At 30.1% G+C, this 15,436-nt stretch carries 15 protein-coding genes; 13 read left to right on the top strand and 2 right to left on the bottom strand.

What is annotated here, in order from left to right; translation table 11 throughout:
- Positions 1-8: 8 nt before the first annotated feature.
- A complete protein-coding gene (locus QML81_RS02890; protein WP_281951695.1) occupies positions 9-377 on the bottom strand; it encodes a hypothetical protein in 369 nt (122 codons plus the stop codon).
- Positions 364-939, bottom strand: a complete 576-nt coding sequence (locus QML81_RS02885; protein ID WP_281951694.1) for a hypothetical protein — start codon at positions 937-939, stop codon at positions 364-366. Before QML81_RS02885 ends, QML81_RS02890 begins: the two co-directional genes overlap by 14 nt.
- 284 nt (positions 940-1,223) lie before the next feature.
- Here QML81_RS02885 and QML81_RS02880 point away from each other — a divergent pair, with 284 nt between their 5' ends.
- The 13 genes from QML81_RS02880 (at position 1,224) to QML81_RS02820 (ending at position 15,364) form a co-directional block, all read left to right on the top strand.
- Positions 1,224-2,351 (top strand): sulfurtransferase, encoded by a 1,128-nt coding sequence (locus QML81_RS02880; RefSeq protein WP_281951693.1) that lies wholly within the window; start codon positions 1,224-1,226, stop codon positions 2,349-2,351.
- 12 nt (positions 2,352-2,363) lie between these two features.
- Complete coding sequence (locus QML81_RS02875) at positions 2,364-5,273, top strand: molybdopterin-dependent oxidoreductase (protein WP_281951692.1); 2,910 nt, start codon at positions 2,364-2,366, stop codon at positions 5,271-5,273.
- A gap of 12 nt (positions 5,274-5,285) precedes the next feature.
- The gene (locus QML81_RS02870; RefSeq protein WP_281951691.1) at positions 5,286-6,404 is read left to right on the top strand and encodes a 4Fe-4S dicluster domain-containing protein; all 1,119 of its coding nucleotides are present in this window, start codon (positions 5,286-5,288) and stop codon (positions 6,402-6,404) included.
- A complete protein-coding gene (locus QML81_RS02865) occupies positions 6,401-7,618 on the top strand; it encodes an ethylbenzene dehydrogenase-related protein (RefSeq protein WP_281951690.1) in 1,218 nt (405 codons plus the stop codon). Before QML81_RS02870 ends, QML81_RS02865 begins: the two co-directional genes overlap by 4 nt.
- Complete coding sequence (locus QML81_RS02860) at positions 7,615-8,031, top strand: hypothetical protein (protein ID WP_281951689.1); 417 nt, start codon at positions 7,615-7,617, stop codon at positions 8,029-8,031. Before QML81_RS02865 ends, QML81_RS02860 begins: the two co-directional genes overlap by 4 nt.
- Before the next feature lie 135 nt (positions 8,032-8,166).
- A complete protein-coding gene (locus tag QML81_RS02855) occupies positions 8,167-8,739 on the top strand; it encodes a TorD/DmsD family molecular chaperone (RefSeq protein ID WP_281951688.1) in 573 nt (190 codons plus the stop codon).
- Positions 8,740-8,756: 17 nt separating this feature from the next.
- A complete protein-coding gene (locus tag QML81_RS02850; RefSeq protein WP_281951687.1) occupies positions 8,757-9,812 on the top strand; it encodes a 4Fe-4S dicluster domain-containing protein in 1,056 nt (351 codons plus the stop codon).
- Positions 9,813-9,818: 6 nt separating this feature from the next.
- Positions 9,819-10,688, top strand: coding sequence for a vWA domain-containing protein (locus QML81_RS02845; RefSeq protein ID WP_281951686.1), 870 nt, complete (start codon positions 9,819-9,821; stop codon positions 10,686-10,688).
- Positions 10,685-12,202 (top strand): VWA domain-containing protein, encoded by a 1,518-nt coding sequence (locus QML81_RS02840; protein WP_281951685.1) that lies wholly within the window; start codon positions 10,685-10,687, stop codon positions 12,200-12,202. The genes QML81_RS02845 and QML81_RS02840 overlap by 4 nt, the downstream gene beginning before the upstream one ends.
- Positions 12,183-13,268 (top strand): hypothetical protein, encoded by a 1,086-nt coding sequence (locus tag QML81_RS02835; protein WP_281951684.1) that lies wholly within the window; start codon positions 12,183-12,185, stop codon positions 13,266-13,268. The genes QML81_RS02840 and QML81_RS02835 overlap by 20 nt, the downstream gene beginning before the upstream one ends.
- The gene (locus tag QML81_RS02830; RefSeq protein ID WP_281951683.1) at positions 13,265-14,179 is read left to right on the top strand and encodes an AAA family ATPase; all 915 of its coding nucleotides are present in this window, start codon (positions 13,265-13,267) and stop codon (positions 14,177-14,179) included. Before QML81_RS02835 ends, QML81_RS02830 begins: the two co-directional genes overlap by 4 nt.
- A gap of 7 nt (positions 14,180-14,186) precedes the next feature.
- Positions 14,187-14,996: a DUF58 domain-containing protein gene (locus tag QML81_RS02825; RefSeq protein ID WP_281951682.1), complete on the top strand. Its 810-nt coding sequence runs from the start codon at positions 14,187-14,189 to the stop codon at positions 14,994-14,996.
- Positions 14,996-15,364, top strand: a complete 369-nt coding sequence (locus QML81_RS02820) for a hypothetical protein (RefSeq protein ID WP_281951681.1) — start codon at positions 14,996-14,998, stop codon at positions 15,362-15,364. The genes QML81_RS02825 and QML81_RS02820 overlap by 1 nt, the downstream gene beginning before the upstream one ends.
- Positions 15,365-15,436: the final 72 nt, after the last annotated feature.

Raw genomic sequence — 15,436 nt, 5'->3', positions numbered from 1 at the left:
TGCCTCCGCTACTCATATATGCTCATTCTCGCTCTTTGTTTTATTAGCATATCCAAGCTTCTTAATTTTTGCATCCACTCTTTTATTATTTCACTTGAATTAGCAAATTCATCAGCTAACTTTTTATACTCATCGAATCTGCTTTTTAAAACATTAGATAATTCATTAAAAAATTCAGCCTCAATATTTTCTTCAATAGCTTTTGATAATATTTTTTTAAAAACAGTCTCTCTGTCAGCCAAATCTACATCTATTCCTATTTTTTTACCAAGCTCTATAAACTCTTTGTTTGTTATATATGTTCCACTAAAATGGAGTGCCAAAATCTGTTTTGTTAGCATAGAATATTTATCTATATTACTACTATTTTTTTTCATTTAACTTCTCCAATCTAATTTGTGCGGCTTTACTTACATCTATATCACTGTCATTAGCAAGTTTTTTTAATATCTCTTCTGTAGTTGATGGGTTTTCTGCAACTCTTAATCTTACCATTTTATCTCTATCATCAGCTAAAATATTTAATAATTTTATAGGAGTATTTGGATTTCCACTAAGTCCATCTCTCACAATTTTTTCATCATTAAATAGTCTATTTAATACATTTACAGGGGTATTTGGATTTGTTGCAACAAGGGCTCTTACTAAATTTATATCATCATGGCTAAGTTTTTCTAAAATCTCAGTTGGAGTGTGAGGATTTTTTGCAACAGCCCAACGACTTCCCATATCCTCAACTTGAGATAACTCTATTAAAAGTTCTGTCATTATTGGGCTTTTTCCTTTTTCTTTATCATAAACACTCGTTCTTTGGCTTAGATTCATTGCAACCATACCAACAATTTCCATATCATTTTTAAAGTTATAAAAAATCTCTTTTACTTTTTCAAGAGGAAGATTTTTATCTTCTAATAGTTCAATTGCCTCTTCTCTTGTCATTTTTATCCTTATTGTTATTTTTAATACTTAACACTTAGCTCTTAACGCTAAATATTACCAAAAATTTTTTTGATGTCAATTATCAGTTTTTTTTGGGTAATAAATAAAATTTATTGAATAAAAAATAGTTTTTGTATGAAAATAGAGCAAAAATGATATTTCATAAAACAAAAGAAGATAATTTAAGAGTTATTTAAGAAAGTAACTTCTAAAATGAAGTGAATGTACGAAAGCCCCGAATTTACGGGCATAAGTACAAGTGATTTTACTTATAAGGAGAAGTAATGAAGAGGTTGTTGCAAGCCATTGTTTTGTTGGCTCTCATCGCTGGAGTCTCTTTTGCATCTGAAAAATTAACAATCAGTGCTAAAGAGGCCTATAAGCTTATTGGTAAGCCAGGTGTTATGTTTGTAAACGGTGATAGTGAAACCGCTTTTGAAAATGGGCATATTAGAGGTTCTGTTAATATGTATGCACATCATCTGCACCATTCTGATATTATGGGAAGAATGCCATGTGCACCACTATTTCAATGTCCAAAAGATGCAGAACATTATATTGGAATGCATGGTATAGATAATGATACTATGGTTATTGCTTATGACAACTTTAGAGGTCCAAATGCAACTGGAGTTTTGGCATTTTTTAAAAGTTATGGGCATAAAAAAGTATATGTTCTTGATGGGGGAGTTGAAGCTATAAAAGCCCTTGATCCAAATCAGCAAAAATATGACAAATTAAAAGCTGAGTCAAGAAAGGTAAAAAAAGCATATAAAAAGGCAAAAAAAGCTGGCAATATGGATGAGTATAAAAAATTAAAAGCTGAGTATAAGTCTATTAAAAAGAAAATGAAAGAGCTTGCTAAAAAACTAATTATTCAAAGAGGAATAAAAAAAGTTGATTTAGGACATGGGCATCATGCATATTTGTGTCCAGAAAAAGAGGCAAAAATTACTCCTAAACATTATCATATAGATAAAAAACATATAGATTTAAGCTGGGTTGCAGGAAAAGATGAGGTTTATAGAGCCGTTTTAGATAGATTAAAAAATGGTGATAAATCTAAATATGTAATTATTGATACAAGAAGTATGATTGAGATTATTGGCGAGAGAAAAATGGATAATGTTGCAAGAGGTGGACATATTCCAACTGCAAAATTTATAGAGTGGAAAAATATTACAGATTTTAAAAATAAAAAAAGTTTTAGAGATTTAAAAGAGTTAGAAGCTGTGTTTAAAAAGTATGGTGTTACTAAAGATAAGACAATTTATGCATATTGTCAAGTTGGAACAGGAAGAGGCTCTGATATCATCACAGCATTAAAACTGTTAGGTTATCCTAACGCCAAAGTATACAGTGGTAGCTGGGATGAGTGGGGCAACGATATGAATCTACCTATAAGAAGATAAGGAGTTGGTCTAATGAGTACTACAGTAAATAAAAAAAGAAGAGATTTTATCAAAGTATCAAGTGCAACTGCAGCTCTTGTTGCAAGTAGTGGAAGTCTTTTTGCAAAAACTAATGTAATTAGTGTAGAAAATGGCAAACACAACTATCCAAATACTACATATACTGAGCAAATGTATAGAAATGAGTTTGGATTTACATATGGGAAAAAAGAGGAGCATGGTTTTGCTTATCACTGTGTTAACTGTCAGGGAAACTGTGCATGGGAGATATGGTCAAATAATGGTGTAGTAACAAGAGAAAACCAAAGTGCAAGATATCCTAGAATAAATCCAAAAATTCCAGATTTTAACCCAAGAGGATGTAATAAAGGTATCCAACATTCACAAGTAATGTATGAAAAAGATAGAATCCTTTATCCTATGAAAAGAGTTGGCAAAAGAGGTGAAGGCAAATGGAAAAGAATCAGTTGGGATGAAGCAGCTGAACTTGTAGCACAAAAGATTTTTGATGTTATGACAGACCCAAATAAAGGTCCAGAGAGATTAATGGTACATGCAGGAACTGGTCTGCTTACTGAGGGTAGACGTGGGGCTCCTCTTAGATTTTCAACTCAACTTGGTGCTTATAGAATCTATCCAGCTTCATATCTTGGAGATATGTTTAGTGGAGCAGCTATTGCATATGGCGAGGGTAATGTTGGATGTACATACGATTTTATGTATCAGGTAGATAGTGCAATATTTTGGGGAGCAAATCCGAGTGTATCAAGAATTCCTGATGCGCACTTTGTGTGGGAAGGAAAATATAATGGTGCAAAAATTATTGTTATAACTCCAGAATTTAACGCATCAGCAAAATCAGCTGATCTTTGGATACCAATAAAACCTGGAACAGACCAATTTTTAGCAATGAGTGTAATGTATGAAATCATTAAAAATAAAATATATAAGCCAGGATTTATGAAAATCTATACAGATTTACCATTTTTAGTAAGGCTTGACAATAAAAAATTATTAAGAAGAGCTGATATTGAGCATGCTAAAAATGAGGAAGAGCATGAACATTATGAAGCTCAATTTTATACAATGAATAAAAAGACTGGAAAAATTGCTCTAATGCCAGGTAGTCATGGTAGTGAGCATAAAACACTAAAAATTGATGAATTTGGTATTGATCCTGAACTTGAAGGGGAGTGGGAAGTAACTTTAAAAGATGGAGAAAAGGTAAAAGTTACAACAGTATTTGAACTTTTAAAGAAAAATGTAGAGCAGTTTAGCCCTGAAGCTACAAAAGATATAACTGGAGTGCATCCTGATACTGTTAAACTATTGGCTAAAGAGATAGCTCTTCCAAAAGTAGTGGAGATTACAACAGGCTTTAGTTTAAATAAATATTTCAATGGTATTTTAAATATATGGAATATATCTTCAATTTGTGGATTGACTGGGCGTCTTGGACCTTATGGCGGTTTAAATACTGAAAATGAGTTTAGTTTAAGTGGTCTTGGAACACTTAGTGGTTTTGGTGGAAAATATAAGCCAAGATTTGGCTCAGGATTTGTTGGTGAGTTTGTTTTTGGAGATGGATTAAAAACTTTTAAAGAATATTTTAGTGATGAGGATGTAAAAAGAGCAACAGGTGGAAAAGTAAGTAAAGATGAATATATAAAAATCATCGAAGAGGCGTTAAAAGGTGGAGAGGATGGTAAAGACCATGAAGAGGGTGAGCCATACTATAAACCGTGGTGGACTCCTGAAGTTGCTTTAATCGTAGCTGATTCAAAATTTAGAAGAAATAAAGGTAGCGAATATAGAAAAGCATTTTTAAATAAAACAAAATTCTTTGCTTATGTTGATTATAAAATGAGTGAAGCAGCAATGTTTGCTGATGTATTGCTTCCTGCAAAAAGCCATTATGAGGTTTATGATATTAGAACAAGCCCAGGATATCATAGATTTACAAACCTTGCACAGCCTATTGCAAATATGAAGCCAGTTGGTGAAGCAATGGATGAATGGAGTATGTTTGCGCTTCTTGCTAAAAAACTTGAAGAGATAGCAAATAGACCAGAAAACAGAGCAAAAGCAAAAGTAAAAGATAGTAAGAAATATGCAAGAACTGGTTATAGAGATTTAGCAAACTTTTATAAAGAGTATACAAATAAAGATGAAGAGTCTGAAGCTGCAATGGAACCATATTTAGGAACAGATAAGCTTGCAGTTGAAGCAGCTCTTGAAAAGTGTGAGCAGTATGCTCCATGGACTATGGAGAAAATGTATAAAGCGGGTGGTTTTTTACAACTGAATGAAAAAGCAGCTAAATTATCACCACTTTATGCAGATAGACCATATAACTCTGGAGAATTTACTCTTTTTAAAATGGAGCCATTTGAGACATTAACTGGTAGACAAACTTATTATGTAGACCATCCAACATATTTAAAACTTGTTAATGGAACAAATTATGCTCTAAAACCTATCGCACCACAAAACAAGAAAAATCCATTTATGCTTATGACTCCACATGCAAGATGGTCGATTCATAGTAACTGGAAAAATTCTAGAACACTTCAAAGATTACAAAGAGGTGTTCCATATGTTGCCATTAATAGAAAAATTGCCCAAATGAAAGGCATAAATGATGGAGATACAATAAGAATCTTTAATGAACTTGGCGAATTTTATGCAATGGCAAAAGTAAGTTCATCTGTTGCCCCTGATACTTTAGTTATGGAGCATGGTTGGGAGCCATATCAGTATCTATTTAATAAAGGGCATAATGAGTGTGTTCCAACAGCATTAAATCTATTAGAGCTTTCTGATGGTTGGGGACATCTAAAATTTGGTGGTCTTTGGGATGGAAACCAGTATGCCTATGATGGGGCTGTAAATATAGAAAAATCTACGAAGTTTAAGTATTAATAGGAGTTTGGCATGTCAAAAAGACAATTAGCGATGGTAATGGACCTTAACAAATGTATAGGTTGTCAAACTTGTACAGTTGCTTGTAAAACACAATGGACCAATAGAAATGGTCGTGAATATATGTATTGGAACAATGTTGAAACATATCCAGGTGAAGGATATCCAAAAAAATGGATGGAACTTGGTGGGGGCTTTGATGCTGCTGGAGATTTGCAACCTGGAATCATTCCAAGTATAGAATCAGATTATGGTGTACCTTGGGATTATAATTATGAATCATTGGCTGAACAAAATCTACTAAGTGATTCTCCAGAGCCTGGATTTAAACCAGACAGTTCTCCAACTTGGGGACCAAATTGGGATGAAGATCAAGGTGCTGGAAATTTCCCAATGGATAACTACTTTTTCTATTTACCAAGGATTTGTAACCACTGTACAAATCCAGGATGCCTTAGTGCATGTCCAAGAGATGCAATATTTAAAAGAGAAGAAGATGGTGTAGTTTTAGTTGATCTTGATAGATGTCAAGGATATAGATACTGTATAGCTGGATGTCCATATAAAAAGATATATTTTAATCCAAAAATATCAAAAAGTGAAAAATGTATTTTATGTTTCCCAAGAGTTGAGCAAGGGCTTCCGCCAGCATGTGCTCAAAGCTGTGTTGGAAGAATTAGATTTGTTGGATTTTTAGATGATGAGGAGAGTCAAGTATATAAACTTGTTCATAAATATAAAGTTGCTTTACCTTTAAGACCAGACTATGGAACACAACCAAATGTTTATTATGTTCCGCCAGTTGAAGCTCCTCCTAAATTTGATGAAAATGGAAAAATAATTGAGGGAAGCGATAGAGTTCCTGTTGAAGAGCTTGAAAAACTTTTTGGTCCGGCAGTTCATGATGCAATGAAAACTATTAAGGCTGAAAGAGAAAAAAGAAAGAAAACAGGAAAATCTGAACTTATGGATATATTAATTGCATATCAACATAAAGATATGTTTAGATTGGATAATGACTATTATCAGCAGGTAGCTCGTGAAAAAGGCATGAAGCCTTTAGCACCAGTTGATGAGAGATATGTAGCTGGCAAATATACTAAAATCACTTCATTTAAGGTGAACGCATGAGAAGAGTAAGTAGATTATTAGCAGCCTTGAGTTTGGCTGCAACGGCAGTATTGGCAGGTAATGTGGTTGAAGCAGTAAAAGTAAATGCTGATCTTTTAAAGCTTAAATGTGGAAGCAAAGTTATAATGAAAAATGCTAAATTTAGCGAAATAGTTGTATATCCACAAAAAACAGTTACTTTAAATGATAAAAAAGCAAATGAGATAAATAAAAATTCAAAAGCTAAAAAAGTAGAAGTTGCAGCACTTTATGATGGTAAAAATGTAGCGGTTATTGTTAGATGGCCTGATAAAACAAAAAATATCCAAAAAGGGTATAAAAGCGATATTTATGCGGATGGTTTTGCAGTACAATTTGCAAATAAACCAAAAGATGTAAATAAGCTGCCTTATATTGGAATGGGGAGTAAAAATAGGCCAGTTGTTATATATCTTCAAAAAGCTGTTGAAAAAGTTTATGAACCAAATGGAAATGGAGTTGTTGGATATCAAGTAAATCCACACAATACCAATAGATTTGGCAAAGATTTAGAAAAGTTTGAAAAAAGAGTAGAACAACTTGCAATAAAAGATTATCAAAGAGCATTCATTAGTGAAGGCTTTAGAAGTATGACTGAGATTAAAGATAACTCAGCTAAATACAGTGCAGATATGCATTATGTTGGTAAAAAAGGTGGAATGTGGGGTGGAATGGTTGTAAGGCCGCTTAAAGATAGTTATCTTAATTTAAATAGCGGAGCTTTTCCAGTAGCAGTTGCTATATGGGATGGAGAAAAATTAAATAGAGATGGACTAAAGCATCTTTCAGGTTGGATAGCTGTTAAGCTTCCAAATGGTGGTGGAACTGATCTAGTTAAAGCTACAAATGAGATAGTTAAAGGTGATGTTAAAAAAGGAAAAGAGTTAGCTTTAACAAATTGTGCAAGTTGTCATAGATGGAGAGGTGCTGAACAGGCTCCTATGTATATGGCTCCAGATTTAAGCAATATTGGTGGCCAAGCAACTGCAGGATATATAAGAGAATCAATTGTTGATCCAAATGCTGTAATAGTTCCTGGATACAATAGAAATTCTCATCCAAATTTTGCTTGGTATAGTGTGGATGATAAAGGAAATAGAACTTCTGTAATGCCTCCATTTGACTGGATGGATAAGAAGTCTTTAGATGATTTAGTAGCATATATGCAAACACTTAAAGCGGAGGTAGAGAAATGAAAAAGCTATTTTTAACTACCTTGCTTGGACTCTCTTTGGCATTGAGCCTTAGTGCAAGTGGAAAAGGAGAGTTTGAGAAAAAAGGTTTTTTAACAACTAAATGGTGTGCTGAGAATGATCTATTTGCTGATTGTAGATTGGAAACTTATCACTGTGGAAGTGAAGGATGCTATAAAGAATGGCTTCCAGGTGAGCCTGAAAAGATGGAGATGGTTCTATTTGTTCATGATGAAGGTAAATTTTATGAAATTGATCCTTCTAAGGTAAAAGTTAGCGAACTTTTGGAAAAAGCTGCAAATAGAAATGAAGTTACAATTATTGGTGAACTTGAAAGTGATGGAAAAACTATAAAAGCTATTGAGTTTAAAGCCCCACCACCTCCTAAAAAGTCATTCTTTAAAGGGTGTTTATAATCTAAAACCGCATTTAGCGGTTTTAGATTTGTATATTTGTGTATTAGTATATTGGTATATTGATTTTAAATTGAAATTCTGACAAAAATTTACTAATATACCAATATACTAATATACCAATAACAAGGATTATTTTTGGATAATAAAACAAAAGCTTTTGTATATGCATTTTTATCAAGATGTTACGAAAAAGAGCTTGATTTAAAAGCTATTAAAGATTTAAAAAACAGTATTGAGCTTCTTGAAACGATAGGAGAAGATAGTAAAGAGTGGTTTTTAAGTAGTGATGATGAAAAGATTTTAGAAGAGTTAAATATAGATTTTAGCTCAACTTTTTTGTTAAATTCTCAACCTGTTGAGACACTTATAGAAGATAGCAAAGGTGAGATATTAGTTGGGCTTCAAAATCCAGTTATGCAGTTTTATTTTACTCATGGATATGAGATAGATATGAATAAAACTCAGATTCTTGCTCCTGATCATATATCAATAGAGCTTGGTTTTATGCAAAATTTAAACTATAGAGGCGAAAAAAAAGCAGCATTTGATTTTTTAAAAGAGCATCTATTAAGATGGATACCACCATATTTAATAGGAGTTAAAAGTTTGATTCAAACCCCTTTTTATAAAGATTTAGCTGATTTTACAATTGAATTTTTGTTTAGTGATTATGAAGAATTGAAAGAGGAATTGGAAGTTGGGAATTAGGAATTTGGGGTGAGGAAATGAATATATATAAACAAAATACAGATATTTTTGAGTTTGATAGATTAAAATGTTTAAGGACTGATTATTATCATAATAACTGTAGCGAGTGTATAGATATATGTCCAGAAAATGCATTTATTTTTGATAGAGGAAAATTAAAGCTTGATGAAAAAAGTTGCAAAAATTGTGGAGTTTGTGTTGGAGTTTGTCCAAGTGAGGCTTTGAGTGTAAACTTTTTTGATCCAAATGGATATATTGTTTCATTAAATGATAGTGAAGTTTTTCTCTCTTGCAAAAAAGATACTCCTTGTTTGAGTATATTTAGTACGCAAAATTTTATAACTTTAGCTTTGAGAAAAGATAAAGTTAGTTGTGATCTATCTCATTGTGAAAATTGTGAATTAAATAAAGAAAATAAAATATATGAATCAATAAAAAACAGAATTGATGAGGCAAATAGATTTTTAAAAGAGTCTAAATGTGATAAAAAAATAGAGATAAAAAAAATATCACAAGATTTAGGCAGAAGGGCTCTTTTTAAAAAGATGTTTAATAATGTTAAAGAGTTAAGTGGTGAGGGGATAGATATAAAATCTTTAAGCAATGTGCGAAATAGAATCCCAATAAAAAATATACTGCTTAAAAACTCTATTAAAAAAGAGATAGAATCTATAAATAATAGCAGAATAAGCACAAACTACTCCTTTTTATCAAATAAAAAAATTGATTTTGATTTATGCAATAACTGCTCGGATTGTGTTAAATTTTGTCCAACTGATGCACTTTTTTATTCAAATGATTCAACAACTATATGGTTTCAAGCAGGTAAATGTATAAGTTGTGGCATTTGTAACAATATTTGTGAGCCAAAAGCGATTGATAATGAAGAAAATATAGATTTAATAGAGTATGCTTTTGATAGAGGAAAAAAACTAGTTGAGCATAAGCTCGAAATTTGCAGTGAATGTAAAACCCCTTTTGCTTATAAAGGAGGGGAGTTAATTTGTGATAGATGCAAAAATTTTGTGAATGATTTTGGTGATATTTTTCAATTGGCTTCTGATATGGAGTAGAAATATTTGAATATTAGTTTTGATTATCCGATTTTTTTTATTTTTTTAATATTTTTAATCTGTTTTTATAGATGCAAAAGAGAGAAGTTAAAAATATATTTTTCTAAAACATCTCTTCTTCCAAAAAAAATAATAGGCAGAAAAAATTTTTTGCCTATTTTAATTTTTTTATCCTCTGTTTTAGCTCTTGGTTCTCCGTTTTCATATGACTCTATTTTACAAAATCCAAAAAAGGGCAGAGATTTAGTTATAGCTCTTGATGCAAGCGGCTCTATGGGCTCAGAGATGGATGGTAAAAGTAAATTTGAATTGGTTTTAGAGCTTGTTAAAAAATTTTTGCAAACAAGGTATGATGATAATGTCGGTTTTGTAGTTTTTGGTAGTTTTGCCTATCCAGCTTCTCCTATTACATACGATATTAAAGCACTACAATTTATTTTAAACTATCTTGATATTTCAATTGCTGGAAACAATACAGCCATTGGTGAAGCGATAAAGGTTAGTGTGGATCTGCTTAAAAAAAGCAGTGCAAAAGAAAAGGTTATTATTTTATTTACTGACGGATATCACAATAGCGGATATATCTCTCCAAAAGATGCCCTAAAAGAGGCAAAAAAGATTAATGCAAAGATTTATACTATTGGAATTGGAGAGGAATTTGACAAAAATCTTTTAAAAAAGATTGCCCAAGAGAGTGGAGGAAAAAGTTTTAGTGCAAAAAACCAAGAGGATTTAAAAGAGATTATAAATGAGATACAAAAGCTTGAAAAAAGTCCAATAAGAGCTGGTGTTTATCTAAATAAAAAGGCTCTTTTTGAGTATGCTTTGATTTTTTTGGCTCTATTATTGTTAATAGATATAAAGAGGAAAATATGAGCTTTGAGTATCCATATATACTTTTTTTGATATTTCCAGCAATTTTACTTATATTTTTAATAAAAAGAGGAAAAGCTGAGAACTTTTTTAATCCAAAAATAGTTATAACAAATCAAAGCTCAAAAGATATTTTGCTTCCTATTGTTTTGGTTTTTGTGATTATATCTATGGCAAGACCTGTTATTTATGAAGATTATTTTAAAAATAAAAATCTAACTCCACTTTTTATAGCTATAGATTTTTCCAATTCTATGATGGCAAATGATATAAAACCAAATAGATTGGAAGCTGCAAAAAATATTGCAAAAGAGTTAATCAAAAAAAGCAGTTTTAAAAACTCTATTATCATTTTTACCACAAACCCTCTTATAATCTCTCCTCCAACAAGTGATAAAGAGGCAAGCTTTATGGCCTTAAATTCGATTGATCAAAAAAATATTTTAACAAAGGGAACAGATTTTAAAAAGCTTTTTGAGTTTGTTGGAAAGTTTAATGGAGAAAAAAATTTAGTGGTAATCTCTGATGGTGGGGATTTTAAAAATGTTGACGAGTTAGAAAATATTTTAAAAAAGAAAAATATAAGAGTGTTTGGCATAGGGGTTGCAACAAAAACAGGAGCATTAATACCCACTAATGATGGATATCTAAAAGATGAAAACAAAAAATTAGTTGTTAGTAGATTAAATGAGAATTTTATAGAGCTTTCAAAAAGATTTGGTGGATTTTATGAGAAAAACTATATAGATATTTTAGATAATATTAAATCAAAAGAGAAAAGCTATAAAGAAAGAAGAAAGATAGAGCTATTTTTTATACCTTTATTGGTAGCTTTTTTTATATTTATACATATTTATACAACAATTTTTGAAAAGATAAAGATAAAAAAGATTTGGGTAATTTTTTTGGCTATCTCTTTAAAAGCTTCTATAATAGATGAATATAAAATAGAAAAATCTTATGAATATATAAAATCAAATAGATTCAAAGAGGCAAAAGAGCTTTTAAAAGATATTTCTTATCTTGAAGCTAAGTATGCTTTAGGAGTTGCATATTTTAAAGATGGTGATATAAAAAAGGCTCTAAATATTTTTAAAAGTATTAAAACAAAGGATAGAAGTATTAAGCAAAAACTCTATTTTAATATCGCTTTATGTTACGAAAAAGTTAGAAACTATGAAGAGGCATTAAAATATTTTGTAAAATCTTATCAATTAAATCAAGATAGTAAAACTTTTGAAAAGATAAAAAAGTATGTTTTTATAAAAAATGAAAAAAAACTTCTTCTTCCTTTTTCAAAACAAAAAAATATCTCAAAAGAGAGCAAAAAAAATTCAAAAAAATCAAAAAGTGCAGGTGGAGCAAATATAAATATCGCTTTGCAAAGCGGGGCTTCAAAAAATGGAAAAAAAGAAAAAGGTTCCGCTTTATCAAAAAAAGCAAAAGCAATGCCAATTAGCTCAAAAGTTTATGAACTTATAAATAAAGGCTATATAGATGAAAAAAATCCTTGGTAGCATAATTTTATTAATCTCATTTTTATATGGTTATGAGATAGAAGTATTTAAAACCAATCCATTTTTAAAAGAGCCAGTTTTACTAAAACTAAAATATTTTGATAAAGATTATAAAGAGATAACCTGGGTTAAATTTGAGCCAAAAGATAGTAGTAGCTATGAGAAAGTCTTTTTAAAAAAGAAAATTAAAGATGGAGAATATATTTTTGAATATCTGCTTTTTCCTATAAGAAGCGGAAAAGTTAAAATTGATTATGTTTTAAAAATTAAAAAGGCGCCAGTTGAGGAGATTAGAAAAGATATATTAGGAACGGGGTATGAGCAGACAAACCCAATTGAGGGTAAAATCTATTCATTTGAGGTTACACCAACTATATTGGATGTAAAAGATGTAAAAAGTGTTGATCTTTATGGAGATTTTTCTTTAAAAGAAGATGTAGATAAAAAAGAGGCAAACTCATATGAGCCAATCTATTTTACACTCACCTTAGAAGGATGCGGCTATGCCCCTAAGATAGATGATATTTTCAAAGAGATAAAAGGTGTAAAAATATTAAAAGATAAGCCAATAAAAAATATTTCATATTCTAAAAATGGCGCTTGTATTAAATATATCTATAATTATGCTCTAATTAGCAAAAGTAGTTTTAAAATTCCATCTATAAAATTAAAAGAGTTTGATTATAAAGACTATAAAACATTATCTACAAAAAGTTATGATATAAAGATAATTCCCCCAAAAAATCTTGTAGATAAAATTGATGAGCCGAGAAAAATTGTTCCAGTTTTTGACAGATTTAAAAGCTTATTAGTATATCTTTTTATTTTTATATCTGGAATTTTGACAGGGGTTATTTTGTATCTTCTTTATAGAAAAAAAAGAGTGGAAGAGATAATTTTAGCAAAAGATGAAAAGGAACTTTTATCAATTTTGGCGATTAAATATCCAGACTCTTTAGAAAATTTAAAAAAAGAGTTAGATGAAGCAATTTCTCAAAAAAGAAAAATAAATCTTGCAAAAATAAAAGCTAAAATCATTAAAGAGATAAAAAAGGAAAAAAGATGATATATCAGGATTTAAAGAAAGAGATAAGAAAAGTTATTGTTGGTCAAGAGGAGATGGTAGAGTCTATCATCATAGCTTTGCTTAATGAATCTCATCTTTTAATTGAGGGAATGCCAGGGCTTGCAAAGACTACAACAGTTAAGACTCTATCTCAAATTATAGGGCTTGATTTTAAAAGAGTTCAATTTACGCCTGATCTTTTACCAAGTGATATTTTAGGAGCGCAAATATATAATCCTGCAAAAAATGAGTTTTTTATTAGAAAAGGTCCAATATTTACAAATCTTTTGCTTGCTGATGAGATAAATAGGGCTCCTGCTAAAGTTCAAAGTGCTCTTTTAGAGGCTATGCAAGAAAGGCAGGTAACTATTGATAAATATAGCTATCGGTTAGATGAGCCATTTTTAGTTATGGCAACGCAAAATCCAATAGAGCAAGAGGGAACATACAATCTTCCAGAAGCGCAGCTTGATAGATTTATGATGAAGGTAAAAGTTGGATATAACGATTTTGATGAGGAGTTTGAGATTATAAAAAGAGCTGAAGAGGGGTTTTCAAACAAGACATCTGAGATCTTAACAAAAGAGGATATTAAAAAAGCAAAAAAAGATGTTGAGAGTATTTTTATAGATGATGAGTTAAAAAGATATATACTAAAGATAGTTTTTGCAACAAGAGAGCATAAAAGTTTAATGTTTGGAAGTAGCCCAAGGGGAAGTATTGATCTATTAAAAGCATCAAAAGCAAAAGCCTATCTTGAGGGAAAAGATTTTGTTACACCAAAAAATATTTTAGAGATTGCAAAGCCTGTTTTAAGACATAGAGTTATTTTAACATATGAAGCAAGAGCAAAAGGAGAAGATGCAGATACAATATTAGATGAGATTTTAACAAAAGTTCCAATTCCGTAGGTGAAAGATGGATATAAATAGATTAATTATAAAAACAAAAAAAGATATTTTTTCAAAAAGTAGTGGCATATTTAGTGCAAAAACTGCTGGTGAGGGGTATGATTTTTATGAGTTAAAAGAGTATGATTTAAACTCAGATGCAAGAAAGATAGATTGGCTTATTAGCGCTAAAATGCAAAAGCCATATGTTAGGGTATATCAAGAGGAAAAACTTAGAAACATAGTTATTATTTTTCTTCTTAGTGGTTCACTATTTTTTGGTGCAAAAAGATTAAAGCTTGAGACATTAGTTGAAATTTTTTTGCTTCTTGGATTTAGCGCATTAAAAGAGAGAGAAAAATTAACTGCTATAGAAAAAAACAATCTAAAATATATAAAAAATTTTTTTGATTTAGAAGATTTTGCTAAAAATATTGATAATAAAAATATTATAGGACTAAAGCCAGATTTTAAAGATATAAATGAGCTTTTTTATAAAATAAGAGAAAAATCTTTGATTGTTTTTTTGGGTGATTTTTTATATGAGATAGATTTAAGTCTGTTTGCTAAAAAGCACGAAGTTATAGCTTTTGTTGCAAGAGATAGTATTGAAAAGGGATTTTATAAAGATTTAGAATTTGAAAGTGTCGATAATGAGAGTTTAAAAAAATCAAGTTTGAGCTTAAGAGGAAAAGATTTTAAAACATATGGAAAAAATATTGAAAAAGTTTTAGACAAAAACTATATAAATTTTAGAAAAAATGGTATAGATTTTTTAGAGATTTTTGATATAGATGATACTTTTTTAAAACTAAATAGATTTTTTATAGGAAGATGATGGAACTTTTACCTTTGCCAAATTTTCATCACGAGATTTTTATCTTTTTAGGTTTATTATTTATCATAACTATTTTTTATCTTTTAAAACCGCAAAAAAAAGAAAAGATTAGATTAAATACAAAAGATGATATTTATGAATTTTCTATAAGATTGCAAAAATTTAAAGATAGTGATGAGGTAAAAGAGCTTTTAAAAGAGCTTGAAAAGTATAAATACTCAAAAAATCCACCAAAACTACCAAGAGATTTAAAAAAAAGAGCTTTAAAGATTTATAAAAAATATAATAAAACTAATAAAGCAGATTATCTAAAAAATAAAATCATAAAACTATTTTCATATCTAAAAATATCAACTCCTTTTAGATAATATTTTTAAATCTCTTATTAAAAGCCGGACTAATATTGCTACTATTTTCATAAATACTTCTTTTAGGTTCGT

Origin of the sequence: Nitrosophilus kaiyonis, from assembly GCF_027943725.1 — a bacterium.
In the GTDB taxonomy this organism is placed as follows: Bacteria; Campylobacterota; Campylobacteria; order Campylobacterales; family Nitratiruptoraceae; genus Nitrosophilus_A; species Nitrosophilus_A kaiyonis.
This window is presented reverse-complemented; position numbering and strand designations above follow the sequence as displayed.

Coding starts and splice junctions, on each gene's coding strand:
- QML81_RS02890 (WP_281951695.1), bottom strand. CDS start 377: ATGAAAAAAAATAGTAGTAATATAGATAAATATTCTATGCTAACAAAA.
- QML81_RS02885 (WP_281951694.1), bottom strand. CDS start 939: ATGACAAGAGAAGAGGCAATTGAACTATTAGAAGATAAAAATCTTCCT.
- QML81_RS02880 (WP_281951693.1), top strand. CDS start 1,224: ATGAAGAGGTTGTTGCAAGCCATTGTTTTGTTGGCTCTCATCGCTGGA.
- QML81_RS02875 (WP_281951692.1), top strand. CDS start 2,364: ATGAGTACTACAGTAAATAAAAAAAGAAGAGATTTTATCAAAGTATCA.
- QML81_RS02870 (WP_281951691.1), top strand. CDS start 5,286: ATGTCAAAAAGACAATTAGCGATGGTAATGGACCTTAACAAATGTATA.
- QML81_RS02865 (WP_281951690.1), top strand. CDS start 6,401: ATGAGAAGAGTAAGTAGATTATTAGCAGCCTTGAGTTTGGCTGCAACG.
- QML81_RS02860 (WP_281951689.1), top strand. CDS start 7,615: ATGAAAAAGCTATTTTTAACTACCTTGCTTGGACTCTCTTTGGCATTG.
- QML81_RS02850 (WP_281951687.1), top strand. CDS start 8,757: ATGAATATATATAAACAAAATACAGATATTTTTGAGTTTGATAGATTA.
- QML81_RS02840 (WP_281951685.1), top strand. CDS start 10,685: ATGAGCTTTGAGTATCCATATATACTTTTTTTGATATTTCCAGCAATT.
- QML81_RS02835 (WP_281951684.1), top strand. CDS start 12,183: ATGAAAAAAATCCTTGGTAGCATAATTTTATTAATCTCATTTTTATAT.
- QML81_RS02830 (WP_281951683.1), top strand. CDS start 13,265: ATGATATATCAGGATTTAAAGAAAGAGATAAGAAAAGTTATTGTTGGT.
- QML81_RS02825 (WP_281951682.1), top strand. CDS start 14,187: ATGGATATAAATAGATTAATTATAAAAACAAAAAAAGATATTTTTTCA.
- QML81_RS02820 (WP_281951681.1), top strand. CDS start 14,996: ATGGAACTTTTACCTTTGCCAAATTTTCATCACGAGATTTTTATCTTT.